Here is a 24,453-nt window from a genome sequence, read left to right as displayed (position 1 = left end):
CGGTGCTGGATCTCAACGACTTTCGATTCTTCGTGGAAGTGGCCGAGCGGGGCGGCCTGTCGGCAGCCGCGCGTGCGCTGGACAAGCCCGTTTCGACCATCAGCTACCGCATCCAGCAGCTCGAGAAGGAACTCGGCCTGACGCTGTTCGCACGCACCTCGCGCCACATCACGCTGACCGAGAACGGCACCGAGTTCTACGGCCATGCGGTGGCCACGCTGGCCCGCGCGAACGAGGCGGAGCTGGCGATGCGCAGCCGCTCCACCGAGCCCACGGGTACCGTGCGCTTCACGGTGGCGATCGCGACGGCGCAGTTCGCGATGCCGGAAATGATCTCCTCGTTCCTGGCCAAGTATCCGAAGGTCGAACTGGTCCAGCATGCCGGCGACAGCAATGTTGACATCGTCGCGGACCGGCTGGACTTCGCGATCCGCGCCTACTCCGGCGCCTTGCCCGATTCGACGATGGTGCAGCGCGCGCTCGCGAAAGCGCCCTGGCATCTGTTCGCCTCGCCTGGCTACCTGGAGGCCCATGGCGTGCCGGCGGCGCCGGAGGACCTGGCCGGCTGCGCGACGCTGTTCATGAAGCGCGACGGCGTCTCGCCCTCGTGGAGCCTGACGCACGAGACGGACAGCGCGAACACGGTCCAGGTGAGTCTGCGCCCGCGCATCACCGGCTCCTGCATGGTGACCTTGAAGCGCGCGGCCGAGGCCGGCACCGGCATCGTCGCGCTGCCCGCCTACGTCTGCCGCGACGAGGTCGCCGCGGGCCGGCTGCGGCGCGTGCTGCCCGAGTGGATCGCCGCCGACGCGACGATCACCGCGCTGATGCCCACGCGCCGCGGCATGAGCGCGGCGACGCGGGCCTTCATCGACCACATCGCGGAGGCGTTTCCGCACGCGGTCCGCGTCAGCTGAGCTGCTCTGCCAGCGATCGGGTGCGCTCGGTCTGCAGCTCGCCCGTGTGGCGCGTGGTGACCGTCTCGATCAGCGCGATCAGGCATTCCTCCTTCGCCACCGGAAAGTGCTGGACGCCGCGCGGCACGACGTGCAGCGAGCCGGGCCGCAGGTGCACCGCGGGCCGATCGCGGTAGTCGATGCGCAGTTCGCCGGCGAGCACGAGGAACAGCTCGTCCTCCTGCTCGTGCGCATGCCAGACGAACTCGCCCTGCAGCTTGGCGACCTTGACGTACTGATCGTTCACCCGCGCCACCACGCGCGGCGACCAGGGCTCGCGCAACTCGCGGGCGGCGTTCAGCAGATGGACCTGGGTGGGGAAGTTCTCGGGCATGGCATGCGGTGTAGCAAACAGAGGAACCGCCAGTGTTCGCGCGCCGCTCCGGAACGTCCAACGACATTCGGTGATGGGGCCATCGTCCACGACAATGACCCATGCCTCGCGATCTTGACCCCGTGTTGCTGCGTACCTTCGTATGCACCGCCCAGCTCGGCAATGTGACCGCCGCGGCCAACGAACTCAAGCTCACGCAGAGCACCGTCAGCCAGCAGCTCAAACGGCTGGAGGAACAGCTGGGGCTGCGACTGCTGGAGCGGGACCATCGCGGCGCGCGGCTGACGGCAGACGGCGCGCGAGCGCTCACCGAGTTCAACAAGCTGCTGGCCGCGCACGACGAGGCCTGGCGGGCCCTGCGGGGCCACACGCCGCAGCCCTTGCGCCTGGGCCTGCCGCCCGATCTGGCGCGCCGCTGGCTGCCGGACATCCTGGCGCGCTGGCAACCTGTGGAGCAGGGCACGGAGCTGAGCCTGCAGTGCACCCTGTCCATCCGCCTCGTGGCCGCGCTGGAGCGCGGAGAGCTGGACATGGCCGTCGTCCAGGGCACGGTGCCGCCGCAGACCGAATGCCTCGGCGAAGAAGCGCTGGTGTGGGTCGGCGCGGCCGATGGCAATGCGCATCGGCGCAATCCCTTGCCGGTGTCCATGGTGGCCGAGGACTGCGCATTCCGCGTCTACATGCAGGCTTCCCTGCTGGCCCAGGGGCGCGAGGCCCGATTCGTCTACGAAACGGGCGACATCGAGGCCACCACCGCGCTGGTGCGCGCCGACCATGCCGTGACCGTCTGGATGGCCGACACCGTTCCCGCGGACCTGCGCGCCCTGCGCGACGAAGGGCTGCCCGCGCTTCCCAGCGCGCCGCTGCATCTGTTGCGCGGGCCGCGCGTCGACGCGGCGAGCGAGCGCTTGGCTCGCGTGTTGCGGGACGTCTTGAGCCGCTGACCCTTCAGACCTTCAGCGCCGCCAGCCCGCTCATGCCGATGCCCTCGATGAGCTGACCCTGGATCGGCTTCACCACGGCATTGACGTCGGTGGCGCCGAAGGGGTTGCCGACGACGACGCGCTCGGGCCGCTGGCCGGCGGGCGTCTCGACCAGCGTCACCAGCGCCTGCGCCACGTCGTGCGGGTCCGGTGCATCGGCGCCGCTGAACACGCTCTGCAGGAAGGCGACGAAGCCCTTCGGCACGGCGGCTACTTCGCCGTACTCCGGCTCGCGGGCGGCGTCGGCGGGATCCTGGTGCGTGGAGTAGAGATTCGTCGGGTAGGCGCTGGGCTGGACCAGCACCACGTCCACGCCCAGTTGCGACAGCTCGTAGCGGTAGGACTCCGTCATCGCCTCCACCGCGTGCTTGGTGGCGCCGTAGAGGCCCACGAAGGGGATGGTCACGCGGCCGAGGATCGAGCCGATGTTGACGATCAGTCCGGTCTTCGCGCGACGCATCGCGGGCAGGGCCGCGCGGGTCGTGCGCTGGATGCCGAACACGTTGACGTCGAACATGTCGCGGGTCTGCTCGGCGGTGATCGTTTCCGAGATGCCCTGGATCATCAGGCCCGCGTTGTTGATCAGCACGTCGAGCCGGCCGCCGGTCTTTTCGAACACGGCGGCGAATGCCGCGTCGACGCTAGCGTTCTGCTTGACGTCCAGCTCCACGACTTCGATGCCCTTGGCCTGGAGCGCCGCGGCGGCCTCGCGGTTGCGGCCCAGCGAATCGCGCATCGTCGCGAACACGCGGTGCCCGGCGGCGGCCAGGGTGAGAGCGGCGTCCTTGCCGAAGCCGTTGGACGTGCCGGTGATCAGGATGGTCTTTTGCATGATTGCCTCGTGAGGGTGGGGGAAGGAATCGATTCAGGCGGCCGCTGCGGCGGCGGCCTCGCGGCCGGCGATGCGGCGCGTGGCCAGTTCGGAAGCGACGATGGCCAGGGCGAACAGCAGCACGCTGAAGAAGCCGAGCTTGTGCCCGCCGAGCACCTGCAGGCCCGCGGCGCCCAGCACACCGGCGGCGGTGACGCCCAGGTAGGTAGCGGCCGTGTTCAGGCCCAGCACCACCGGCGCGATCTGCGGCGCGATGTTGACGAGGCGGTACTGCTGCGGGCCCATGATTCCCCAGCCCGCGATGCCCCACACGGCGATCGCCAGCACCGAGGACCACAGGTGCGCGCTGGCCCAGGGCACCAGCGCCATGTCCACGACGAGCACCGACAGCATCACCAGCAGCACTTCGCGCGGGCCGAACTTGTCCAGCAGGCGCGACAGCACGATGTTCGTCACCGTGCCGCCGGAGCCCCACAGCACCAGCAGGGCGCCGAACAGCGCGGTGCTGGTCAGCACGCGATCGAACACCACCGAGAAGTAGGTGTAGATCACGAAGTTGCCGGCCATGGCGAGCAGGGTGGTGGCCAGGGTCAGGCCCACGCGGGCATCCGACAGCGGCGCGATGCGGGCGCGGAAACTCACCTTCGCCGGCAGCGGCACCTGCTTGAGCAGCACGGCGATGCCGATGGCCGCCAGCAGGCCGATGACGGAGACGAACACCATGGTCCAGCGCCAGTCGCCCAGGCCGCCGATCACCGTGCCCATCGGCGAGCCCAGCGCCGTGGCGGCGGTGAGGCCGGCGACGATGATCGTCAGCGCCTTGCCCCGGTGCTCGGGCGCCACGATCAGCGCGCCGGTGCCGGTGGCCGTGGGGGCGTACATGGCCGCGCCCAGTCCGGCGAAGACGCGAGTGAGCAGGGCGAGGAAGAAGGTGGGCGCCGCGGCCGTGGCCAGGTTGGCGAGCACGAAGACGGCCAGGCCCGACAGCATCAGCTTCTTGCGCGGCACCGAGGCGGCCAGCGCCGCGATCGTCGGCGACAGCAGCGCATAGGCGATCGCGTATGCCGTCGTCAATTGCCCGGCCAGGCCCGGCGTGATCTGGAAGCTCTCGGAGATCTTGGGCAGCACGCCGGCCACCACGAAGCTGTCGGTGCCGAGGGCGAACATGCCCAGTGCCAGTACGAAGAGACGTTTGTCCATGCTTGCCTCACTTAGATGATGGTGATTCACTAAAAAGTGGGCGAATGCTAAGAGTCGTCATCTAAACCGTCAAGACATAGATGATGACTATTCTCTAAAAGTGGTTATTGATACGACACGTCATCTAAAATGGCGCGGAACAGACGGAGACCGAGATGAAGAAGTCGAAGGCAGAAACCGCGGAGACCCGCAAACGCATCGTCGAGACCGCCGCCAAGACCTTCCGCCGCAAGGGCATCGCGGCGACCGGCGTGGCGGAAATCATGGCCGCCGCGGGCCTGACGCACGGCGGCTTCTACCGGCACTTCGGGTCCAAGGATCAACTGGTGGCCGAGGCACTGTCGGCCACCGACAAGAACATGGTGCGGGACTCCCGCGAGGCCGCCGAGAAGGGGGCCGAGGCGATGCTCGCCGTCTTCCAGGACTACATGACCGAGGCCTACCGCGACAAGGTCGAGGACGGCTGCCCGCTCGCCGCGATGGGCAGCGAACTGGTACGCGCCGACGACAACACGCGCCACGCGGCGACCACCAGCTTCCGCAAGATCGTCGAGGCCGCCGCCCCGTTCATGCGTTCGCCGGACGATGCCGAGGGCATGGACACGGCGCTGAGCCTGCTGACGAACATGGTGGGCGCCCTGACGATCGCGCGGATGGTCGACGACCCCGAGCTGTCCGACCGCATCCTGCAGACCACGCGCCGGCGCATCGCCCAGTCGATCGGCTGAACCGATCGCCTCAGCGGGATCTCAGGCGAGCCTGAAAACCGCGACCGATTGCACCAGCCCGTTGGCCTGGTCACTGAGGCTGCTGGCGGCGGCCGCCATTTCCTCCACCAGTGCCGCGTTCTGCTGCGTGGCCTGGTCCATCTGGGTGACGGCCTCGCCAATCTGCGCCACGCCGGAAGCCTGCTCGTTGCTCGCGGCACTGATCTCGCCCATGATTTCCGTGACACGTTTAATGCCGGTCACCACGTCTGCCATCGTGCTTCCTGCCTTGTCGGCCATGGCGTTCCCCTGCGTCACGCGCTCGACACTGGCGCTGATCAAGGCCTTGATCTCCTTGGCAGCTGCGGCGGAACGCCCGGCAAGTGAGCGCACCTCGGACGCCACCACGGCGAAACCACGTCCTTGCTCTCCTGCGCGTGCCGCCTCGACGGCGGCATTCAAGGCCAGGATGTTGGTCTGGAAGGCAATGCCGTCGATGACGCCGACGATCTCGGCAATCTTCTGCGACGAGGTGTTGATCCCCTTCATGGTCTCCACCACCTGCGCGACCACGGCGCCTCCCTGTTCCGCGACGGAGGACGCGTCGATGGCCAACTGATTGGCCTGCCGCGCGCTTTCGGCATTCTGGTTGACGGTGGCCGTGAGTTCTTCCATGGAGGCCGCGGTCTCTTCCAAGGCGCTGGCCTGGCTCTCCGTGCGGGCCGAGAGGTCATGGTTGCCCTGGGCGATTTCAGCGCTGGCGAGGGACAGCCCATGGGAGCTCTCGCGCACCTTGCGCACCACATCCTGCAGGCTGGTCCGCATCGTCTCCAGACCACCCAGCATGCTGCCATTGCTGTCGAACGCGACCGCTTGGCTGAAATCGCCGGACGAGAACAACTGGATGGCGTCCGTCGCGGCGCTCATGGGGCCGCCGACCTGCCTGCGCAACAAGCGGCTCGCAAACACCATCAATCCGAACAGGCTGGAAATGGCCAGAACGATCAACACCGACAACACGTTCTGCACCCGCTGGGTGTTGACGATGGCCTGAGAGGTGCGCGCCTCCAGCAACACGAAGAACTCGTCGACCGGCTTCAGTATCTTGGCGATCTGCTCGATGTACTCCTTGCTGTGGACCGATTGGATGGCCTGGGCCTTCCCTTCGGGCGTGCCGTCGGCGGCCAGCTTCATCGCTTCTGTTTCGAGGGCAATGAGCCTGTCGGAGAGGCCCTTGGCTTCTTCCAGCTTGGCCAGCTCCTCATTCGAGAAACCCGCTTGCTTCATCAGCTCGATCAAGGAAACGGCGGCACCATCCGGCTGTGGCTTCACGCCCGTCACTTCATAGAAAGGCCAGTAGATGCGCTGCGGTTCGGCCGGCGACGGTGCCTTGCCGTCGAGCATGTCGGCGATGGTGCTGTACTCGTCCCGGTAGAGCGGGTTGCCGGTCACCACGAACATGCGCACGGAGCGTGTCAGATCGTCGGAGCTTTGTCTGAACTGATCGGCCAGCTCGGCCGACAGGCGCTGCGTTCGATGGGTTCTCTCAAGGTCCCTGGACACCCACAGCAAAGCCAGGGTGAACAGCACGCAGGCACCTGCCACAACACTCAGGATCGAAACCAGCTTCGAGAAGTTCATTGAGGTCCCTCTTTACCGTCGAGCAATACTAGCCACGCGGTGCAGAGGGGCCGCGCTCATGGCGCGGCCACCTCATCCTCGAACGTCAAGAGGCGACAATTCCCCGATTTCTCAAGTTGCGCCCCGGCCTCATTCAGTGAGCAGCATGGGCGCTCGACGCCAACGCGGCTTGCCGATCGCCAGCCGCCTCGTCGCTCGCGCGAAAGCGTTCGCGGTACTGGCGCGGTGTGCTCTCCAGCCGGCGCAGAAAGATCATGCGCATGTGGGCGGCGCTGTGGAAGCCGCTGCGGAAGGCGACGGTCTTCAGCGGCAGGTCGGTCTGCTCCAGCAGCTTGCGGGCGAAGTCGACCCGCACCTGCTCGACGAACACCGACGGCGTGACGGTCGCCTCCTTGGCGAACACGCGCGAGAAGGTCCGGCGGCTGACGCCCACCGCATCGGCGATCTGCTCGATCGAAAGCGTCTCGCTGATGTGCTCGGTCACGTAGCGCATCACCTTGGCGACCATCGTGTCTTCCTTCGGGCCGACGGCGAGATACGGGCTGTACTGCGACTGCCCGCCGTCGCGGCGGATGTAGACGATCAGCCGCTTGGCGACGTGCAGCGCCATCTCGTGGCCCCAGTCCTCGGCTAGAAGGGCCAGGCACAGGTCGATGCCCGCGGTCACGCCGGCGGAGGTGAACAGCCGGCCATCGCGCACATAGATCTTGTCGGGTCGCACGCGGGCGCGCGGGAACTGCTCGCACAGGCGCGGGGCGTCGTTCCAGTGTGTCGTGGCCTCATGGCCGTCGAGCAGGCCTGCGTGGGCCAGCAGGAAGGCGCCGTTGCAGACCGAGCCGAAGCGCTTCGCGCCGGCGGCCTGGCGCGCGAGCCAGTCCAGGAAGTCCCGCTCGGGCGCGGGCTGCTCGGGCAGGCGCGGCCCGCCGGCCACCAGCAGCAGGTCGGCCTGCCCGGCATAACTGCGATAGTCGACGGACACATTGAGCTCCATGCCGTTGGCGCAGCGGACCGGCCCGGGGCGCAGGCCCACCAGCGTCAGCTCGTATTGCTGGTCGGGCGGCAGCACGGCGTTCGCTTCCGAGAACACATCGAGCGGGCCGGCGACGTCCAGCGACTGGACGCCATCGAAGACCACGAGCGCAAGTTTCATCGTCACCCTTCCCACCCCTTCAATGCAGTTGTGGCGCTTGGGCCTTGAGCATGCCACCGAACACCTTGCCGGCGATGCGGCGTATCGCGCGCGCTTCCGCCTCGCCCATGCCGGGCAGCGCGATCAGGTAGACCGCCCAGTCCTCCGAGTAGTCCTCGTCCGGCAGCGCCTCCATCGGCATGATCCGCACCGACACGGTCACGCCCATCGGGTGATAGAGGCCGCGCACGGCGCGTTCCAGATTGGCTCGGTACAGCTCCGGGTCGACGAAGTGGAGCTGGCAGGTCTGCGGATGCAGGCTGATGGTCATGTGGCTGTTCATGGGGCGTCCTGACGATGATGCGAGGCATCGACCGGATGCTAGGCACGCAGCGCCCCGCTGTGGGGCCTGTTAGCCCTGGCTGGCCCGCGTCGAACGAACAATGGCCGGAGATCGATCGCCTTGGCCGCGGGCGCACGGCGCGGTGGAGCGGCCTTCTCGTTACTGAGCCGCCCGCGGCCGGATCAACTGCATCAGCCCGCGCGACATCTCGGCCAGGCGCAGGGCGGTCTGCGAGGTCTGCGCGGAACTCACTTCCGTTTCCTGGGCCGCCTGCGCGGTGTGGGCGAGGGCTCCACCGAGCTGTTCGACGGCGGTGGCCTGCTGCTGGGTGGCCAGTTCGATCTCGTGGGCCGCGTCGTTGGTCTTGACGACCATCGCGCCGATGTCGGCGAAGGAGGCGGCGACGGCGGTGAAACGGCTCACACCGGCTTCGACGGCATCGGCCCCGGCTTGCGTCGAGCGCTTCGTGTCCTCGACCGTGGCGCGCACATCGGCGATCTGCGTGCGGATCTCCTTGGCGGAGATCGTCATGCGGTCGGCGAGCCTGCGGATCTCGTCGGCGACCGTGCCGAAGCGCGCCCCGGCTTCTCCTGCGCTCACAGCCTCGATCGACGCGTTGATGGCGAGGATGTTCGTCTGGTCCGCCAGTTCGGAGACGAGATCGAGGATGAGGTCGACCTGCCTGGACCGGCCGCCGAGTTCCTGCATGCGGTCGCCGACGATCTTGGCCTGCTCGCGCATCGTCGCGATGGAAGCGTGGGCGGCCTGCAGCAGTTCGTCCCCCGCGCGGGCCTCCTTGGCGGTCTGGCCCGCAATGCCGACCACGCGTTGGGCGCTCGCGGCAATCTCGCGCGAGCTGCGGGTCATCTCCGACAGCGTCGTCGTGATCTGCGTCATCGACGTGCTGGTTTCCCGCGCGTTGGCCGCCTGCTGGACCGAGGTGGCCTGCAGCTCGTTCGTCGATCGCTGGACCTCGCCGACGGCAAAGCCGATGCGCGCGTGGAGCAGGCGCGCGAGGAAGGCGCCGGCCGCCACGACCAGCAGCAGGCCCAGCACGGTGCCGACGGCTATCGCCGTGCGGACGTCGCTCGACGCAGATTCCACCTCTGCCGCGCGTTCCCGCAGCAGGTCCCGCTCGGTGTTGTTCATGTCGCCCAGCAGGCGGCGCAGGCCATCCATCTGGCGCTTGCCTTCGCCGGTCTGGACGGCGCGCAGCGTCGCCTCCAGGCCCGATTGGCGGCGCATGTCGATGCGCTCGCCGTGCAGTTTCATGATCGCGTCGACGCGGCCGCCGGCTTCGGCGACTCGCTGCTGCTGGTCCGCGCTGTCGGCGACGAGTGCGCGCAATTCGGCCAGCAACTGGGGCGCGGCGGCGCGTGCCGCGAGATAGGGTTCGAGATAGGCCTCGTTGCCGGAGAGCAGGTAGCCGCGCTGACCGGTCTCCGCGTCCTTCATGGCGCTGAGCAGGCCATTGACGCGATCCAGCACTTCGTGGGTGTGCGCGACCTGGTAACTCGTGCGAGCCAGGCTCTGGACGCCGCGGTAGGACAGGCCGCCGACCAGCATCAGGACGAGGAAACTGAGGCCGAAGCCGAGCGCGAGTTTCCTGCCGAAGGACCACGTCGACGAGACCCGCAAAGCGCGGCCTCCCGGCGGAATCTGCTCCGCTGAAACCAATCTGCCGTTATGGGGCATGTTCATGGTTCGATCTCCCTCGAACCAGTCTAAGGCAAAGGCGGTTCCCGCGGCTGCCTAGAATGGCCCGCATGGCATTCTCCGAACCCGTGGATCTCGCCGGCAAATCGCCGCGGGAGCGCATTCTTCTCACGGCGCACGACCTGTTTTATTGCGAAGGGATTCGCGCCACCGGCATCGACCGGGTCATCGCGGAAGCGGGCGTCACGAAGGTCACCTTCTACCGGCACTTCCCGAGCAAGAACAAGCTGATCATCGAGTTTCTCGACTACCGGCACGAGCGCTGGATGACCTGGTTCAAGGGCGCACTGGAGCGCCACGGCGGCCATCGCAGCAAGGGCGTGGCCGCGCTGGTGCCGGCGCTCAATGAATGGTTCTCCGACCCGGGCTACCGCGGCTGCGCCTTCCTGAACAGCGTGGGCGAGGTGGGCCAGGCGATCCCCGAAGTGGTCGAGATCACCCGCAACCACAAGCACGACATGACCGAGGCGATCGAGACGCTGCTGCCCGCGGCGCGCTCGCGCTGGGCCGATGCCAAGGCGCTGGCGCTGGCCGTGGACGGTGCCATCCTGCACGCGCAGTTCGATTCACCGGCCGAGGCGCTGAAGCCGCTGGAGCGGCTGGTGAAGATGATCAAAGAGCCGGCCCCGGCCCGCGCAAAGGCGAGCTGAAACAGGCGTTGGCCCAGGACACGCCCATCTTGGCCGTTCCCGCGCTCATGCGCTCGTTGTGAGCGCTCCTCCCCGCAACTAGTCTCCTTCGTGTGGCAGAAGGCGCCGATCGCGCTGAGCCTGTCCGTCGCCCACATCCGTCCGAAGGAATCATCATCAATACCAGCGCAAGCGCCGCCCCGGCCCAGCAAGCCTGCGGCCCGGCATCGATCCAGCATCTGCCGATCAATCTGTTCGCCGCCGTCATGGGCGTCTCGGGCCTGAGCCTGGCGTGGCGCCAGGCCAGCCACCAGTTCGGCGCCAGCCCGCTGTTCGACGTGGTGATCGGCAGCCTCGCCGTGGCCCTGTTCGTGCTGCTGTGCATCGCGTACGCGGCCAAGGCCTTTCTGCATCCGCAGGCGGTGCACAACGAGTTCCGCCATCCGATCGCGGGCAACTTCTTCGGCACGGTGAACATCGCAGTGCTGCTGATGTCCTCGGTCGTGGCGCCGGTGAGCGCCGCCCTGTCGCAAGCGATGTGGTGCCTGGGCGTGGCGATGACGGTGGCGCTGGCGTTCACCCTGGTGAGCCGGCTGCTGCGCGGCAAGGTGGATGCGGGGCACGCGCTGCCGGCCTGGCTGATCCCGGGCGTGGCGACGCTGGACATCACGGTGGCCGGCGGATCGCTTCCGATGGCCTGGGCGCGGGAGATCAACCTGTTCGCGATGGCCGTGGGCACGATGGTGGCGCTGGTTTTCTTCACGATGATCATGTCGCGCCTGATCCATCACCACGAGAAGCTGGCCAACGAGATGGTGCCCTCGCTGATGATCCTGACCGCGCCGTTCGAAGTAGGCTTTCTGGCGTATACGGCTTTCTTCCAGCGCGTCGACACGTTTGCCGCGATGCTGTTCTACTTCGGCGTGTTCATCTTCTTCGCGCTCGTCTTCAAGGTGTTCAGGCGTGGCATTCCCTTCGCGGCCGGATGGTGGGCTGTGAGTTTTCCGCTCGCGGCGCTGGGCAATGCCGCCCTGCGCTATGCGGAACACGTCCAGTACCTGCCGGTGACCGTCTTCGCGGCGGGCCTGCTGCTGTTCCTGAGCATCGTGATCGCAGTGCTGTTGTTCCGCACCGTGCAGGTCCTTTTCAACGGCAAGCTGCTGAGTCCGCGCTAGAAGTATTTCAATAGTTCATCCTCCGAAGAGGTCACCCACCATGCGCTTGCTCCTGCTGCTGCCGTTCATCGGCCTGCTGGCGGTTCCGCTGTTCAACTCGGAAACCCCCGAGATCGCCGGCTTCCCGTTCTTCTACTGGTACATGTTTGCCTGGGTGCCCATCACCTCGGTCCTGATCTGGCTCGTGTACCGCAACGAGAAGCACGAGACCCTGGAGGACTGAGCATCATGGAAACGACAACAACACCCGAAGTCAACTGGACCGCGCTCTGGGTCTTCATCTTCTTCTTCGCGCTGGTCACGGTGATCGGCTTCCTGGCCTCGAAGTGGCAGCGCGGCGGATCGCACAAGGGCGCCCACCTGGACGAATGGGGCCTGGGCGGCCGCAACTTCGGCACCTGGATCACCTGGTTCCTGGTCGGCGGCGACTTCTACACCGCCTACACCGTGATCGCCGTGCCGGCGCTGGTCTATGCCGTGGGCGCCTACGGCTTCTTCGCGCTGCCGTACACGATCCTCGTCTACCCGATCGTGTTCATGATCATGCCCCGGCTGTGGGGCGAGGCGAAGAAGCATGGCCACGTGACCGCGGCCGACGTCGTGCTCGGCCGCTACGGCTCGCGCGCGCTCGAATCGGCCGTGGCGCTGACCGGCATCGTCGCGACCATGCCCTACATCGCGCTGCAGCTCGTGGGCATGGAGGTCGTCATCAAGGCGCTGGGCCTCACCGGCGAATTCCCGCTGGCCGCCGCCTTCGTGATTCTGGCGCTGTACACCTACGCCGCGGGCCTGCGCGCGCCGGCGCTGATCGCCTTCGTCAAGGACGTGATGATCTACATCGTCGTGCTGGTGGCCGTCGTCATCGTGCCGATGAAGGTGGGTGGCTACGCGAACGTGTTCACCTCGGCCCGCGAAGCCTTTGCATTGAAGGGTGGCGCTACGGGGCTCACACTGCAGCCCGGCCAGATGCTGCCGTTCGCCACCTTGGCTCTGGGCTCGGCGATGGCGGCCTTCATGTACCCGCACACGCTGACCGGCATCTTCGCCGCCAAGGACGCCAACACGATCCGCAAGAACGCGATCTTCCTGCCCGCCTACACGGTGCTGCTGGGCCTGATCGCGCTGCTGGGCTACATGGCCTACGCCGCCAAGATCGCGGTGAAGAGCAACAACGACGTGGTGCCGGCGCTGTTCAACGCGCTGTTTCCCTCGTGGTTCGCCGGCTTCGCGTTCTCGGCCGTGGCGATCGGCGCGCTGGTGCCGGCCGCCGTGATGTCCATCGGCGCGGCCAACCTGTTCACCCGCAACTTCTGGAAGCCCTACGTCAACGACAAGGTGACGCCGGCGCAGGAAGAGAAGGTGGCCAAGTACGCCTCGCTGGTCGTCAAGGTCGGCGCGCTGCTGTGCATCCTGTTCATGCCGACCAAGTTCGCGCTGGACCTGCAGCTGTTGGGCGGCGTGTGGATCCTGCAGACCTTCCCGGCCCTGGTGTTCGGCCTGTTCTGGAAGCGCCTGCAGGCGCCGGCGCTGCTGCTGGGCTGGCTGGCCGGCATCGTCTTCGGCACCTGGACGGCTTTCGCCGACGGTGTGAAGCCGGTGCACTCGCTGCTGATCGGCGGCGACAAGTTCACCGTCTACACCGGCATCCTGGCGCTGGCGGTGAACATCGTCGTGGCGCTGGTGGTGCAGCCCTTCCTCAGCGGCCGACGCGCTCCCACAGGAAAGTGAACGTACGCGCGATGCGCGTGGCGAGCTGTTCGGTCACCACGGGTCCGTGGTGGCCCCCTTCCACGTTTTCGAAGTACTCGACCGCGTAGCCTGCGTCCTCCATCTTCGCGGCCATCTTGCGGGCGTGAGCCGGGTGGACGCGGTCGTCGCGGGTGGTGGAATAGAACATCACCGGCGGCAGCTTCATGCCCGGCTGCAGGCGCTGGTAGGGCGAGTACTGGCTGATGAAGGCCCAATCCTCGGGCACGTCGGGGTTGCCGTACTCCGCCTCCCAGCTCGCGCCCGCCAGCAGCTTGTTGTAGCGCTGCATGTCGACCAGCGGATTGCCGCAGACGACGGCGCCGTACAGCTCCGGGCGGCGCAGCATCGTGGCGGAGACCAGCAGGCCGCCGTTGCTGCGGCCCTCGATGCCGATGTGCCGCGGCGAGGAGATGCGGCGCCGCGCCAGGTCCGCGGCCACCGCCTCGAAATCCTCGAAGGCCTTCACATGGTTCTCGCGCAGCGCCGAGGTGTGCCAGGCCGGCCCGAACTCGCCGCCACCGCGGATGTTGGCCAGCACGAACACGCCGCCACGCTCCAGCCACAGCTTGCCGTAGGCGCCGTGCATGTCTTCGTAGGAGCCCGAGTAGGAGGGCAGCAGCGAGGCCTCGAAGCCGCCGTACGAGAACATCCACACCGGGTTGGCGCCGTCGAACTTCAGCCGTTTGCTGCCCACGACGAAGTAGGGCACGCGCGTGCCGTCCGCCGAACTGGCCCAGTACTGCGTCACCTTGAAGCGCGAGCCGTCGAAGCTGGCCGCCTGGGACTTCAGCTTGCGCGGGTGGCCGCCCTGTGTCCCGATCCCTGCCGACACCTGCCACAGCGACGGCGGCGTCAGGAAGGATTCGTGCTGCACGATCGCGTCGCCCGAGGCGTCGTCGACGGTGAGTACGCGGATGGCGCTGTTGTCCGGGAAGGGGATGGCCGTGCGGTGCCAGCCCTTCGCGTCGCGGCTGTAGCGATCCAGCCGGCCGCGCACCTGGTCCAGCGAGGTCAGCAGGATGCCGTGGCCGGTGGCGTCGACGCCCTGGACGACGGTGTGCCCGTCGGGCAGGAAGACGGCCTGTGGCGCTTCACCTTGCTGCCCTTGCAACTGCGCCGGGTCCACCAGCAGCACCGCGCCCGAGGGCCAGGTCTTGCCCGCGACCGTCCAGTCCGCCTTCAGCCACAGCACCAGCCGGCCCTGGTAGCCGCCGCTGATCGCGGCGGTGGCCGGCAGCGCCAGCGGCACCGGCTTGCCGTCTACCAGCAAGGCGTGCCGGCTGTTCCAGAAGGTCACGCCTTCATCCATGACATCCAGCGGAGCACCGCCGCCATGCATGTCGACGCGCTGCACATGGACCTGCACCGAGTCGGCGCCCGCCTCGTACAGCGGCGCGGCTTCGGCGAGCGGCGTGCCGCGTCGCCAGACCTTCACGAGGCGCGGATAGCCCGAGCGCGTCAGCGAATCGGGCCCGAAGTCGGTCGCGACGAACAGCGAATCGTCATCCCGCCAGCTCACGCGCGACTTGGCCGACGGCAGCCGGAAGCCGCCCGCCACGAAGCTGCGGCTCTCGACGTCGAACTCGCGCACCTCCGCCGCATCGCCGCCGCCCGGCGCAAGCAGGATCAGCGCGCGGCGTTCGTCCGAGCCGCGGAACACGGCGCCGCCGAACGCGAAACCCGTTCCTTCCTCCCGCGACAACGCGTCGATGTCCAGCAGCGTCTCCCAGTGGGTGTTCGGCTTGCTGAACTCGGCCAGGCTCGTTCGCCGGTAGATGCCGCGCGGATGCTCGGCGTCCTGCCACAGGTTGTAGAGCCACTGACCGTGCTGCTGGACTTCCGGCACGCGCGAGGCGGAACTCAGCACCTGCATCGCATCGCGGTAGAGCCCCGCGTACTGAGGCCGCGCCTCCAGGCGCTTCGCCGTGGCCTCGTTGTGCTGCTGCACCCAGGCCATCGAACGGGCGCCGTCGATGTCTTCCAGCCACTGGTAAGGATCGTCCGCGGCGAATGCGGGCTGGGTGGAAAGGACCGCCACGGCGGTGGCGAGGATCAGGCGGCGGAGCAAGGAGATTCGTGGCATCGGCGTGGCTGGTTCTTCTTGAGGCGCCGGAGTATTGCGCCTCGACCTTGCTCCAATCCTCCATGCCGCGCGCTTCGTCGCCGCGGGGCCACAAGGGGCATGACTTCCGGCCCTTGCGGACGGCGGCGCCGGTGCTTCAGTACTGCAGCTTCGGATACCAATCGGTGCCGCGGCCGCCCGGGGTCAGGTCGAGCACGGACCACAGCGAGGCGATGTCCGGCGCGTCGCGCGGATCCTGGCCGGGGTCGGCCATCTCGCGGCGCATGCCGCTGGCCCAGAACAGGCGCAACTGCTCGCCGTCGCGCCGGTAGACGGTCAGGGCCGGGTTCTCGCTGCCGTCGGGGTTAAGGAGTCCGAGGTCGTTCGCGTAGTGGTCGCCGATTGTCTGGATGAAATTCAGGTCACGCCAGCCGCGCTGCTGCGCGAACGCGTACTGGCGCTCGACCGGCGAGCGGCCCAGCACCTTCAGCGCGACACGCTGCTTGATGTCGGCAGCATTGCCGTTGACCGCGCCGAGCCAGTTCGTGCACATCGGGCAGGGCCGTTCGCGCTGCGGGCCGTACATCCAGAAGTAGGCGACCAGCGTGTCCTTGTCGCCGAACAGATCGGCCAGCCCGACCTCGAAGCCTTGCTCGTCCTTGAAACGGTAGTCATTAGCGATCATCGGCCCCGGCGGCAACGCGCGGCGCTGCTCGACGAGCCGCGTCATGTGGCGGCGGAACTCGATCTCCTCGGCCAGCAGCGCGCGCCGTGCGGCCTCGTATTCGGGTGAGGCGCCGGGGAAGGGGATACGGCCGAACTGGGCGAGTTCTGCGGCCGACTTCAGGGCAGCGGTTTCGGGCATGAGAGTCTCCGTGCAACCGTCAGAGCAGAAATTGCGGCAATCGGCGGGCCTGGCCTGCTCCGTGCTGCGGCAGTTCGGCGGAAAGACGCGGCGGCAAGTTCCCCGGTGTGGCGGGCCGCGGGGTTCCACGGACTGGCGCGTCGGCAGGTCTTAGTGGCAGCATTCAGCCGGCCGGCATCCGACAGTGCAGACTTAGTAGGTGCCGGAATGGCTGGAAAACGTGCGGCCGTATGGGGCTGCAGAGAGTCAGGGAAAAGTGACACTGCATCAGCAACTTGAGGCTCACGAGCCAGCCTGAATATGGGAGCACCTGCGAGGTCATGGAGTAAGACCTTTCCCCTACAACACATCAGAACTACAAGAGATGGAACCAACGCTCTACTTCCACCTCGAACTAAAAGACTGGGCGGTCATTTTCGCGACGCTGCTGGGGCCAATTCTTGCTGTCCAGGCACAGAAGGCCGTCGAGGCATTTCGCGAGCGTCAAGTTCGGAAGGCGAGGCTGTTCGAGCAACTCATGGCAACTCGAGCCGCAAGACTCTCGCCGGAGCACGTTCGGGCACTCAACATGATTGACTTAGTGTTCTATGGCAAGAGAACGCTCGGTATTTCGCATCGGTCGGGCAGAGAACAGCGGGTCATCGACGCATGGAAGGAATATTTGGATCACTTGAACACCAAGGCACAGGACGGGCAACTCGCGCTCTGGGGTGCGCAAGGTGATGAGCTTTTCACGAACATCCTGTTCGCCATCGCGCAAGACCTTGGCTATACGTTCGATCGGGTTCAACTGAAGCGTGGTGCATACAGTCCCATTGCGCACGGCGAGATCGAAGAGGAGCAGAACGAGTTGCGCAAGGCGACTCTGTCTCTCGTGACCGGCAAGCACGCGCTCAAGATGAACGTCGTCGGATTCCCCATTGATCAAGAAGCACTACAGGCAAACAAGACCGCAATTCAGAACGTCGGAAAGGCGCTGGAATCAGGCGTGCTACAGGTTGAGGTCGTGGAGCGCGAGTAGTTCTGACCAACTGTTAGGCTTCTGAAGCTCAGTCGGCGCCGGGGCCGACTGTCCAGTGCGTAGGCCATGCATTCGCAGTCATATTGACTGACATTGCGCGTGCCGCGTCCACCTGCCCACGACGAGAAGACCGCTAGCCCGCCGGCTTCTTCTCACTCCACAGTACCCCACCGGTCGCCCAGTCCTGCCGGGCGATGTCGAAGAACAGTACGTCGACGCCGTCGGGGCTGCCGCCCAGTACGCGCACGCAGGCGGCGGTCAGTTCCTGGGCCAGTGCGGCCTTCTGTTCGGTGGTGCGGCCTTCGAAGAGTTCGACGCGGATCGTGGGCATGGTGGGTCTCGTTGGATGAGTTCGGTTGATTCAAATTCAGTCGCGGAAACCGGGTGAGAGCCGGTCCAGGCGGCGCAGCAGCGCCGGCCATTCGGCATCGCCGTCGCGTTCGCTGCCGTCGCCGACCCATTGGCGATAGGTGAGGGCGGCGAGTTCGGGGTCGGCGACCATCACGCGCCCGCCGGTGGCGGCCATCGCGCGCAGTTGGGCCTGGGCCGCGTGTTCGAGGATGTGCATCAGCATGAAGGCCTCGGCCACCGTGTGGCCGACGGTCAGGGTGCCGTGGTTCTCCAGGATCAGGCCGTCCAGCGTGCCGAGATTCGCGACCAGGCGGCGCTGCTCGTCGGCGGGCAGGGCCAGGCCTTCGTAGGCGTGGCGGCCGAGGCGGCCGTGCAGCCGCATCGCCCATTGCGAGGTCGGCTGCAGGCCGCCCGGCAGCATGGCCAGCGCCACGCCCCAGGGCGCGTGCAGATGGATCACGCATTCGAGCTCGGGCCGGGCTGCATGCACGGCGCCGTGGATCGCGAAGCCGCTGGGGTTGACGCGCCGCTTCGTACCGTCCGCCACGCGGCCGTGCAGGTCCACCTCGACGAGGCCGGAGGCGCAGACCTCGTCGAAGCCGAGGCCGAATTCGTTGATCAGGTAACGGCCCGGTTCGCCCGGCACGGCGGCCGAGAGGTGGGTGTAGATCGTGTCGTCCCAGCCGGCGAGGGCGGCCAGGCGGTAGGCGGCGGCGAGGTCGACGCGGACATCGGCGGCGCTGCGGGTCGGGTTCGTCATCGATGCTTCTCAGGAGGACGCAGGCGGCTTGCGCGGCACCATCATCGTGGCGGGGAAGGGCTCGTCCGCGGCCGTGCCGGGTGCAGCGGCGGGGGGCTTACGCGGCAGGATCATCGTGGCCGGGAACTCCTCCACCGGGGTCTCGCGCAAGAGCAGGTCGGGCGTCTCGTCCACCGGGGCGGGGGCGGGTGTGTCGCGCCGGGCACGCTGCCGATCGGCCTGGTGGCGCAGTTCGGCGACCTCGATGCGCATCTGGTCGAACTGCTTGCGCAGCTGTGTGCTGGCCTGCTCGCTCTGCTGGCGGGCCTGCTCCAGCCGTGCGACGCGCTCCGCCGAAGCCTTCAGCTTGCGGCCCCACCAGCCGGCTCCGATGAGCGCCGCCGCCAGCGCCCCGATCAGCACCCCGCCCAAGACCGCCGCGATCGTTTCCATCGAGCCTCCGGTGCCGTCGGCATAACGGCTTAGTTACGTTGACCGCGACTCTACGCCCGCTCCGGGCGGATCGGTGCACTGAACTCAGCGGCCCGCCGGCGGCGGCTTGCGTTCTGCGCCGTTGGCCAGGTTCGTCCACAACTGGCGCACCAGCACCCGGTGTTCCCGCTCGAAGGCGGTGGACACGGCGAGATAGAGCGGCATCGTGCTGTAGGTTCGCGCCAGGGCTTCGATCTTGCCGGGCGCGATCTTGGCGAGGTCCTGCACGGCCTCGTCGGTCAGCAGGATCGCGCCGACGCGGCCGTAGAGCAACTTGGCGATCAGCTGTTCGTCGGTCTTGGCGCGGTCGTCCAGCGGCACGCCGAGCTTGGCCACGTCGGCGCCGTAGGAGGAACCGAACTTCAGGCCCAGCGGCTGTTCTTCCAGGCCGCTGAGGGCCGTACCGTCCCATTCCACGCGGGTGCCGGCGCGGCGGTAGATCCTCACCTGGATACTGCCGACGCCTTGCTCCGCCACCGGCTGGCCCTGGCGCAGCGGGTAGGCCAGCCAGGCCTGCCGCTCGGGCGTGAAGACGCCGATCAGCGCGTCGGCCGTGCCCATGCGCGTGTCCTGCAGGCAACGGGCCCGCGGGGCGACGTAGTGCTCGATGTTCAGCGCCACGTCCCGTGCGGCGGTCAGCACGCGCTGGTGGAACACGCCGACGCCTTCGGGCGTCGTGGCCTGGCCCGATACGCACAATCGCAGGGTGACGGGGATGGGCGCCGCAGTGCCCAAGGTCGGCTGGAGGGCGAGGACCCCCAGCACGAGCGCCGCCGGAATTGCTGGCATGCTGTGTCGTCTCCTCGCTGTTCTGTGGCGAGTCTAACGACGCGGGTGGCTTGCGTCACATGCCTGCGCGGCGGCTTCGCCACAATGGCGGCCGCGACCCGCGGAGGGCGGTGTCGACAGCACAGGCGCAAACGCCGGGGGAAAGACAATGAACGACAAGCCGTTGCAATGGGTCGTGCCGGCCTCCTTTTTCGGGATGGTGCTGGGCCTCACGGGCCTGGGCACCAACTGGCGCGTGGCCGCGAAGCTGTGGGGGCTGCCGGCCTGGGTGGGCGAGGCGGCGATGGCGGTGGCCGTGACCGTGTGGACCGTGCTGGCCCTGCTCTATGCGCTGAAGTGGCTGCGTGCCGGCACGCAGGCGCGCGGCGAGATCGAGCATCCGATCATGTGCTGCTTCGTGGCGCTGGTGCCGGTCACGACGATGCTGGTGGGTATCGCGGTGCTGCCGTACTCGCGGCCCGCGGCGCTGCTGCTGTGCGGCGTGGGTGGCCTGGCCGCGCTGCTGTTCGGCATCTGGCGGCATGGCGGCCTGTGGCGCGGCGGGCGCAGCGTCAGTGCGACGACGCCGGTGCTGTACCTGCCCACGGTGGCGGCGAACCTGGTGTCTGCCATTGCCGCGGCCGCGCTGGGCTGGCCGGAGCTGGGGCAGCTGTTCTTCGGCGCGGGCGTGCTGGCCTGGCTGGCGCTGGAGTCGATCATCATCAATCGCTTGCTGACGGCCGAGGAACTGCCCCAGCCGCTGCGCCCGACCCTGGGCATCCAGGCGGCGCCACCGGCCGTGGCGCTGCTGGCCTACTGCAGCATCACCACCGGCCCGCCGGATCTGGTCGCGCACGGCCTGCTGGGCTATGCGCTGGTGCAGGCCCTGCTCGCGCTGCGCCTGATGCCCTGGATCCGCCAGCCCTTCACGCCGGGCTACTGGGCCTTCACTTTCGCGGCCACGGCGATCGCCACGGCGACGATGCGCTATGCCGACCGCGGCGGCGACTGGGTGTTCGTGAGCCTGGCACCGGTGCTGTTCGTGCTGGCCAACGTGATCGTCGTGGGCCTCGCCATCGCGACGGCGCTGGCGGCGCTGCGCGGGCGGCTGCTGCCGCCGCAGCCCGCGCCGGCGGCTCGGTAATTCGGTAACTCGGTAGTTCGGGCATCCCCCGACGGGAAGGGCCGCTGCGGGCAGGGACAATCCGCCCCTTCGGCCTCTACCGAGGCCCTCCATTTCCCGATGCTTTACCGATGGCAATTCAACATCTGACCGACGAGCAGACCCGTACCTGGAGCCGAGCTCAAAAAGACGAGTGGTGGTTCAAGAACGTCTACCGCGGCGACATGGCGCAGCTGACCTTGCGCTCCGGCCTGACCGGCTTCCTGCTGGGCGCGATCCTCTCCGCCACGGGCCTCTACATCGGCGCCAAGACCGGCATCGCGATCGGCGTGGGCCTGACCTCGGTGATCCTCGCCTTCGCGCTGTTCCGCATGATGCACGCGGCCGGCTGGGCCTCGGACTTCACCGTGCTGGAGAACAATTGCACGCAGTCGATCGCCACGGCGGCGGGCTATGTCGTCACGCCGCTGTACGTCAGCCTGGCGGCCTACATGATGGTCAGCGGCAAGCTGATCCCGTGGTGGCAGCTGATGATCTGGATCTCCGTGATCGCGGTGCTGGGCGTGCTGGTGGCCTTCCCGATGAAGCGGCGCTTCATCAACGAGGACCAGTTGCCCTTCCCCGAAGGCCGCGCCTGCGGCGTGGTGCTGGATTCGCTGTACACCGGCAATGCCGGCGAGGGCATGTACAAGGCGCGGCTGCTGGGCAAGGTGTCCGCCTTTGCCGCGCTGTACCAGGCCGCCGTCAGCGATGGCTGGATGAAGCTGCTGCAGTTCAAGATTCTGCGCATGGACCAGTGGGCCGGCATGAAGGAACCCTGGACCTTCCATGAGCGCCTGGACCAGTACTACTACGAGGCCGCGGTCAAGTTCGACCTGGCGATCCCGAAGATCCTCGGCACCGACATCCGCGTGCTGGGCCTGCGCCTCACGGCCGACGTCGCCATGATGGGCGTGGGCGGCCTGATGGGCATCGCCGTGGCCACCAGCTGCCTGCTGGGCGCCTTCATCAACTTCGTGATCCTCGCGCCGATCATGATTCAGATTGGCGACGTGGCGCCGCGCGTCGGCCCGACCGGCGTGCTGGTGCCCCTGAACCGCGCGGAGATCGTCAACCAGTGGTCGCTGTGGTGGGGTGTGGCGATGATGGTCACCGGCTCGCTGGTGGGCTTGCTGGCCAAGCCCGAGTTGTTCACCTCGATCTTCAAGTCGCTGTCCCGTCGGGACAAGAAGGTGGCCGCCGCTGATGCCGGCCCCGACATCCTGAAGGACATCGAGGTGCCGCTGTGGATCTCCTACGTCGGCGTGCCGGTCTTCGGCCTGCTGGGCGCCTGGATCACGCACGAGTTCTTCGGCGTGCCGCCGCTGCTGGCGCTGATCTCGCTGCCGCTGATCTTCGTGCTGACGGTGATCTGCGCGAACTCGATGGCGCTGACCTCCTGGACGCCGACCGGCGCGCTGTCCAAGATCACGCAGTTCACGATGGGCGCGATCGACCGCAGCAACCCGGCCAGCAACCTGCTGCCGGCCGGCATGACCGGCGAGATCGCCGCCAACGCGTCCAACCTGCTGTCCGACATCAAGCCCGGCTACATGCTGGGCGGCAAGCCGCGCCATCAGGTGATCGGCCACATCATCGGCATCGTCTCGGGCGTGCTGGCCTGCGTACCGCTGTTCTTCCTGCTGTTCCTGCCGGCCGACAGCCATGGCGTGCGCTCGGTCTCCACCCTGGTGTCGGAGCAGTTCCCGATGCCGGCCGCCCTGCAGTGGAAGGGCGTGGCGGACATCATCGCCAAGGGCCTGAAGGGCCTGCCGCTCTCCGCGGTGATTGCCGCGGCCGTGGCCGTGGTCAGCGCTATCGCGCTGGAGGTGGCGCGCATCGTCACCCGCGGCCGCTTCCAGATCTCCGCCGTCTCGGTGGGTCTGGGCGTGGTACTGCCGCCCGAATCGACCCTGGCGATGTGGATCGGCGCGCTGATCTTCTGGCTGCTGTCCAAGCGCTACAAGACCCCTGGCACCATCGGCTGGCGCCGCTGGGTCGACGGCTGCGAGCCGATCTGCGCCGGCCTGATCTCGGGCGCCGCGCTGATGGGCATCGGCAACGCGATCGTCAACGTGCTGCTCGGGTGATAATTCCACGCTGAAGCTGACCGTAGCTCAACTGGATAGAGCAGCTGCCTTCTAAGCAGCAGGTCGGGGGTTCGAGTCCCTCCGGTCAGGCCAAATCAGGATCTCACGACAGATCACAACATCGCAAGCCGCCCAGTGAATCAAGCACTTGGCGGCTTTTTTCATTTCACAACGACTCACGGCTTCTCTTTACATCGCAGGGGAACAAGGGGCACACTTCGGGGAACAAACCGGCTTTCCGGGATCCTGCCCGAACCTGTTCCCCTATGCTCACTGACCCAGCCTGCAAGAACGCCTTGTGCCCACCGGACAAGAAGAGGATCAGGCTCTCGGACTCGGGCGGCCTGTACCTGGAGGTCGCGCCGAACGGCTCCAAGCGCTGGTTCTGGAAGTACTACTTCGCGGACAAGGAGAAGCGGCTGGCGCTGGGCAGCTACCCCGACGTAAGCCTGAAAGCGGCCCGCGGCAAGCGCGATGACGAGCGGAAAGTGCAGCAGGGCGGCGTCGACCCGGCCCAGCGCCGGCAACTGGACAAGCTGGAAGCCAAAGCTGACCAGGCCAACACCTTCGAGACGATCGCCCGGGAGTACCACGGCACCCGGAAGGCAGCCGTCAGTCCTCTCTACTCTGCTCGGTGGTTGGAGCGGATGGAGAAGGACCTGTTCCCCTGGATCGGCAGCTTGCCGCTGTCGGAGATCACGGCTCCGCTGCTGCTCCAGGTGCTGCGGCGGGTAGAGCAGCGCCAGGCGATCGAGACGGCCCACACGCTTCGCCAGACCGCGGGCCAAGTCTTCCGCTACGGTATCGCGACGGGACGCTGCGAGCGCAATCCGGCGCCCGATCTGAACGGCGCGCTGCAGCCGGTGCTGGTCAAGCACATGTCTGCCGTCCTGGAGCCGGAGAAGGCCGGCGCGCTGCTGCGCAGCATGGCGGACTACCCCGGCCAGCCGGCCACCCGGGCGGCGCTGCTGCTGTCGGCGTTCCTGTTCCAGCGGCCGGCGAACATCCGGATGATGGAGTGGGCCGAACTCGACATCGATGGGTGCCTGTGGACGATCCCGGCGGCCAAGATGAAGCGCTCAGTACACGGCAAGACCAATGGGCGACCGCATCTGGTGCCGCTGGCGTCGCAGGCCGTCGCGGTGCTCAAGGACCTGCAGCCGCTGACCGGGCACGGGCTCTTCGTGTTCCCGTCCCTGATCACCGGCGAGCGGCCGATGAGCGAGAACACCGTGAACACGGCCCTGCGGCGCATGGGCTACGGCAAAGAGGAGATGTCTGCCCACGGCTTTCGGTCGATGGCGCGGACGATCATCGCGGAGCAGCTGCCCGGCATCCCGGTTGACGTCATCGAGGCCCAGCTCGCGCACGGCAAGAGTGGTCCGCTGGGCATGGCCTATGACCGGGCGGAGTACATGGAGCAGCGCCGGCGGATGATGCAGACGTGGGCGGACTACCTCGACCAGTTGCGCGCCGGCGCGAAGGTGCTGCCGTTCAAGACGGCATAGG

At 67.4% G+C, this 24,453-nt stretch carries 24 protein-coding genes and 1 tRNA gene; 12 read left to right on the top strand and 13 right to left on the bottom strand.

All coding sequences use genetic code 11. The features are described 5' to 3' along the window. Nucleotides 1-2: 2 nt before the first annotated feature. Nucleotides 3-917, top strand: coding sequence for a LysR substrate-binding domain-containing protein (locus SNE35_RS18950; RefSeq protein WP_320424544.1), 915 nt, complete (start codon nucleotides 3-5; stop codon nucleotides 915-917). Here SNE35_RS18950 and SNE35_RS18945 read toward each other — a convergent pair. Next, nucleotides 910-1,290, bottom strand: a complete 381-nt coding sequence (locus tag SNE35_RS18945) for a cupin domain-containing protein (protein ID WP_320424543.1) — start codon at nucleotides 1,288-1,290, stop codon at nucleotides 910-912. The two genes, SNE35_RS18950 and SNE35_RS18945, sit on opposite strands and share 8 nt — an antisense overlap. Nucleotides 1,291-1,391: 101 nt before the next feature. On the opposite strand from SNE35_RS18945, the gene SNE35_RS18940 reads away from it, so the two are divergent. After that, on the top strand, nucleotides 1,392-2,234 hold the full coding sequence (locus tag SNE35_RS18940) for a LysR family transcriptional regulator (protein WP_320424542.1): 843 nt from the start codon (nucleotides 1,392-1,394) through the stop codon (nucleotides 2,232-2,234). Nucleotides 2,235-2,238: 4 nt separating this feature from the next. On the opposite strand, the gene SNE35_RS18935 is transcribed toward SNE35_RS18940, so the two are convergent. Next, the gene (locus SNE35_RS18935; RefSeq protein ID WP_320424541.1) at nucleotides 2,239-3,105 is read right to left on the bottom strand and encodes an SDR family oxidoreductase; all 867 of its coding nucleotides are present in this window, start codon (nucleotides 3,103-3,105) and stop codon (nucleotides 2,239-2,241) included. 33 nt (nucleotides 3,106-3,138) lie between these two features. Next, nucleotides 3,139-4,305, bottom strand: a complete 1,167-nt coding sequence (locus SNE35_RS18930) for an MFS transporter (protein ID WP_320424540.1) — start codon at nucleotides 4,303-4,305, stop codon at nucleotides 3,139-3,141. 155 nt (nucleotides 4,306-4,460) lie between these two features. Between SNE35_RS18930 and SNE35_RS18925 the strand changes: the two genes are divergently transcribed. Then, nucleotides 4,461-5,033: a TetR/AcrR family transcriptional regulator gene (locus tag SNE35_RS18925; RefSeq protein ID WP_320424539.1), complete on the top strand. Its 573-nt coding sequence runs from the start codon at nucleotides 4,461-4,463 to the stop codon at nucleotides 5,031-5,033. Nucleotides 5,034-5,054: 21 nt separating this feature from the next. Here SNE35_RS18925 and SNE35_RS18920 read toward each other — a convergent pair whose 3' ends face one another. From SNE35_RS18920 to SNE35_RS18905, 4 genes are all read right to left on the bottom strand, one after another. Next, nucleotides 5,055-6,653, bottom strand: a complete 1,599-nt coding sequence (locus tag SNE35_RS18920) for a methyl-accepting chemotaxis protein (protein WP_320424538.1) — start codon at nucleotides 6,651-6,653, stop codon at nucleotides 5,055-5,057. Nucleotides 6,654-6,786: 133 nt separating this feature from the next. Then, nucleotides 6,787-7,803, bottom strand: coding sequence for a GlxA family transcriptional regulator (locus SNE35_RS18915; RefSeq protein WP_320424537.1), 1,017 nt, complete (start codon nucleotides 7,801-7,803; stop codon nucleotides 6,787-6,789). A 19-nt stretch (nucleotides 7,804-7,822) separates the two neighbouring features. Beyond that, nucleotides 7,823-8,125 (bottom strand): hypothetical protein, encoded by a 303-nt coding sequence (locus SNE35_RS18910; RefSeq protein WP_320424536.1) that lies wholly within the window; start codon nucleotides 8,123-8,125, stop codon nucleotides 7,823-7,825. Between the two features lie 159 nt (nucleotides 8,126-8,284). Then, nucleotides 8,285-9,826: a CHASE3 domain-containing protein gene (locus SNE35_RS18905; protein ID WP_320424535.1), complete on the bottom strand. Its 1,542-nt coding sequence runs from the start codon at nucleotides 9,824-9,826 to the stop codon at nucleotides 8,285-8,287. A gap of 65 nt (nucleotides 9,827-9,891) precedes the next feature. Between SNE35_RS18905 and SNE35_RS18900 the strand changes: the two genes are divergently transcribed. The 4 genes from SNE35_RS18900 to mctP all read left to right on the top strand — a co-directional run bounded on the left by SNE35_RS18900 (nucleotide 9,892) and on the right by mctP (nucleotide 13,373). Then, nucleotides 9,892-10,491, top strand: coding sequence for a TetR/AcrR family transcriptional regulator (locus SNE35_RS18900; RefSeq protein ID WP_320424534.1), 600 nt, complete (start codon nucleotides 9,892-9,894; stop codon nucleotides 10,489-10,491). Nucleotides 10,492-10,646: 155 nt separating this feature from the next. Beyond that, nucleotides 10,647-11,645, top strand: a complete 999-nt coding sequence (locus tag SNE35_RS18895; RefSeq protein WP_320424857.1) for an SLAC1 anion channel family protein — start codon at nucleotides 10,647-10,649, stop codon at nucleotides 11,643-11,645. Nucleotides 11,646-11,685: 40 nt separating this feature from the next. Continuing rightward, a complete protein-coding gene (locus SNE35_RS18890; protein WP_320424533.1) occupies nucleotides 11,686-11,868 on the top strand; it encodes a DUF3311 domain-containing protein in 183 nt (60 codons plus the stop codon). Between the two features lie 5 nt (nucleotides 11,869-11,873). Beyond that, nucleotides 11,874-13,373 carry a monocarboxylate uptake permease MctP gene (gene mctP, locus SNE35_RS18885; protein ID WP_320424532.1) on the top strand — a complete coding sequence of 500 codons (1,500 nt, stop codon included), beginning with the start codon at nucleotides 11,874-11,876 and terminating at the stop codon, nucleotides 13,371-13,373. Here mctP and SNE35_RS18880 read toward each other — a convergent pair. Both SNE35_RS18880 and SNE35_RS18875 read right to left on the bottom strand, forming a co-directional pair. Beyond that, nucleotides 13,342-15,477 (bottom strand): prolyl oligopeptidase family serine peptidase, encoded by a 2,136-nt coding sequence (locus SNE35_RS18880; protein WP_320424531.1) that lies wholly within the window; start codon nucleotides 15,475-15,477, stop codon nucleotides 13,342-13,344. The two genes, mctP and SNE35_RS18880, sit on opposite strands and share 32 nt — an antisense overlap. Nucleotides 15,478-15,613: 136 nt before the next feature. Further along, nucleotides 15,614-16,321 carry a DUF899 family protein gene (locus SNE35_RS18875; protein WP_320424530.1) on the bottom strand — a complete coding sequence of 236 codons (708 nt, stop codon included), beginning with the start codon at nucleotides 16,319-16,321 and terminating at the stop codon, nucleotides 15,614-15,616. 364 nt (nucleotides 16,322-16,685) lie between these two features. Between SNE35_RS18875 and SNE35_RS18870 the strand changes: the two genes are divergently transcribed. Next, nucleotides 16,686-17,342, top strand: a complete 657-nt coding sequence (locus SNE35_RS18870) for a DUF6680 family protein (protein WP_320424529.1) — start codon at nucleotides 16,686-16,688, stop codon at nucleotides 17,340-17,342. A 133-nt stretch (nucleotides 17,343-17,475) separates the two neighbouring features. On the opposite strand, the gene SNE35_RS18865 is transcribed toward SNE35_RS18870, so the two are convergent. From SNE35_RS18865 to SNE35_RS18850, 4 genes are all read right to left on the bottom strand, one after another. After that, on the bottom strand, nucleotides 17,476-17,673 hold the full coding sequence (locus SNE35_RS18865) for a 4-oxalocrotonate tautomerase (RefSeq protein WP_320424528.1): 198 nt from the start codon (nucleotides 17,671-17,673) through the stop codon (nucleotides 17,476-17,478). Between the two features lie 36 nt (nucleotides 17,674-17,709). Beyond that, the gene (locus SNE35_RS18860) at nucleotides 17,710-18,453 is read right to left on the bottom strand and encodes a class II aldolase/adducin family protein (protein WP_320424527.1); all 744 of its coding nucleotides are present in this window, start codon (nucleotides 18,451-18,453) and stop codon (nucleotides 17,710-17,712) included. Between the two features lie 9 nt (nucleotides 18,454-18,462). Then, nucleotides 18,463-18,885 carry a hypothetical protein gene (locus SNE35_RS18855; RefSeq protein ID WP_320424526.1) on the bottom strand — a complete coding sequence of 141 codons (423 nt, stop codon included), beginning with the start codon at nucleotides 18,883-18,885 and terminating at the stop codon, nucleotides 18,463-18,465. Between the two features lie 84 nt (nucleotides 18,886-18,969). Further along, nucleotides 18,970-19,713 (bottom strand): type 2 periplasmic-binding domain-containing protein, encoded by a 744-nt coding sequence (locus tag SNE35_RS18850; RefSeq protein WP_320424525.1) that lies wholly within the window; start codon nucleotides 19,711-19,713, stop codon nucleotides 18,970-18,972. 148 nt (nucleotides 19,714-19,861) lie between these two features. Between SNE35_RS18850 and tehA the strand changes: the two genes are divergently transcribed. The 4 genes from tehA (at nucleotide 19,862) to SNE35_RS18830 (ending at nucleotide 24,452) form a co-directional block, all read left to right on the top strand. Further along, nucleotides 19,862-20,836: a dicarboxylate transporter/tellurite-resistance protein TehA gene (gene tehA / locus SNE35_RS18845; RefSeq protein ID WP_320424524.1), complete on the top strand. Its 975-nt coding sequence runs from the start codon at nucleotides 19,862-19,864 to the stop codon at nucleotides 20,834-20,836. A gap of 110 nt (nucleotides 20,837-20,946) precedes the next feature. After that, the gene (locus tag SNE35_RS18840; RefSeq protein ID WP_320424523.1) at nucleotides 20,947-22,944 is read left to right on the top strand and encodes an OPT family oligopeptide transporter; all 1,998 of its coding nucleotides are present in this window, start codon (nucleotides 20,947-20,949) and stop codon (nucleotides 22,942-22,944) included. Between the two features lie 16 nt (nucleotides 22,945-22,960). Continuing rightward, nucleotides 22,961-23,037, top strand: a tRNA-Arg gene (locus SNE35_RS18835). A 173-nt stretch (nucleotides 23,038-23,210) separates the two neighbouring features. Further along, complete coding sequence (locus SNE35_RS18830) at nucleotides 23,211-24,452, top strand: tyrosine-type recombinase/integrase (protein ID WP_320424522.1); 1,242 nt, start codon at nucleotides 23,211-23,213, stop codon at nucleotides 24,450-24,452. Nucleotide 24,453 lies beyond the last annotated feature (1 nt).

Origin of the sequence: Roseateles agri, from assembly GCF_034043675.1 — a bacterium.
GTDB lineage: Bacteria > Pseudomonadota > Gammaproteobacteria > Burkholderiales > Burkholderiaceae_C > KK5.
The sequence above is the reverse complement of the archived record's forward strand: the minus strand, read 5'-3'. Positions and strand labels throughout refer to the sequence as shown.

Bases quoted from the DNA above. Each gene is read 5' to 3' on its own strand.
- tehA (WP_320424524.1), top strand. From the start codon at position 19,862: ATGAACGACAAGCCGTTGCAATGGGTCGTGCCGGCCTCCTTTTTCGGG.
- SNE35_RS18890 (WP_320424533.1), top strand. From the start codon at position 11,686: ATGCGCTTGCTCCTGCTGCTGCCGTTCATCGGCCTGCTGGCGGTTCCG.
- SNE35_RS18830 (WP_320424522.1), top strand. From the start codon at position 23,211: ATGCTCACTGACCCAGCCTGCAAGAACGCCTTGTGCCCACCGGACAAG.
- SNE35_RS18930 (WP_320424540.1), bottom strand. From the start codon at position 4,305: ATGGACAAACGTCTCTTCGTACTGGCACTGGGCATGTTCGCCCTCGGC.
- SNE35_RS18935 (WP_320424541.1), bottom strand. From the start codon at position 3,105: ATGCAAAAGACCATCCTGATCACCGGCACGTCCAACGGCTTCGGCAAG.
- mctP (WP_320424532.1), top strand. From the start codon at position 11,874: ATGGAAACGACAACAACACCCGAAGTCAACTGGACCGCGCTCTGGGTC.
- SNE35_RS18945 (WP_320424543.1), bottom strand. From the start codon at position 1,290: ATGCCCGAGAACTTCCCCACCCAGGTCCATCTGCTGAACGCCGCCCGC.
- SNE35_RS18840 (WP_320424523.1), top strand. From the start codon at position 20,947: ATGGCAATTCAACATCTGACCGACGAGCAGACCCGTACCTGGAGCCGA.
- SNE35_RS18870 (WP_320424529.1), top strand. From the start codon at position 16,686: ATGGAACCAACGCTCTACTTCCACCTCGAACTAAAAGACTGGGCGGTC.
- SNE35_RS18940 (WP_320424542.1), top strand. From the start codon at position 1,392: ATGCCTCGCGATCTTGACCCCGTGTTGCTGCGTACCTTCGTATGCACC.
- SNE35_RS18920 (WP_320424538.1), bottom strand. From the start codon at position 6,653: ATGAACTTCTCGAAGCTGGTTTCGATCCTGAGTGTTGTGGCAGGTGCC.
- SNE35_RS18915 (WP_320424537.1), bottom strand. From the start codon at position 7,803: ATGAAACTTGCGCTCGTGGTCTTCGATGGCGTCCAGTCGCTGGACGTC.
- SNE35_RS18910 (WP_320424536.1), bottom strand. From the start codon at position 8,125: ATGAACAGCCACATGACCATCAGCCTGCATCCGCAGACCTGCCAGCTC.
- SNE35_RS18855 (WP_320424526.1), bottom strand. From the start codon at position 18,885: ATGGAAACGATCGCGGCGGTCTTGGGCGGGGTGCTGATCGGGGCGCTG.
- SNE35_RS18925 (WP_320424539.1), top strand. From the start codon at position 4,461: ATGAAGAAGTCGAAGGCAGAAACCGCGGAGACCCGCAAACGCATCGTC.
- SNE35_RS18880 (WP_320424531.1), bottom strand. From the start codon at position 15,477: ATGCCACGAATCTCCTTGCTCCGCCGCCTGATCCTCGCCACCGCCGTG.
- SNE35_RS18875 (WP_320424530.1), bottom strand. From the start codon at position 16,321: ATGCCCGAAACCGCTGCCCTGAAGTCGGCCGCAGAACTCGCCCAGTTC.
- SNE35_RS18905 (WP_320424535.1), bottom strand. From the start codon at position 9,826: ATGAACATGCCCCATAACGGCAGATTGGTTTCAGCGGAGCAGATTCCG.
- SNE35_RS18860 (WP_320424527.1), bottom strand. From the start codon at position 18,453: ATGACGAACCCGACCCGCAGCGCCGCCGATGTCCGCGTCGACCTCGCC.
- SNE35_RS18900 (WP_320424534.1), top strand. From the start codon at position 9,892: ATGGCATTCTCCGAACCCGTGGATCTCGCCGGCAAATCGCCGCGGGAG.
- SNE35_RS18850 (WP_320424525.1), bottom strand. From the start codon at position 19,713: ATGCCAGCAATTCCGGCGGCGCTCGTGCTGGGGGTCCTCGCCCTCCAG.
- SNE35_RS18865 (WP_320424528.1), bottom strand. From the start codon at position 17,673: ATGCCCACGATCCGCGTCGAACTCTTCGAAGGCCGCACCACCGAACAG.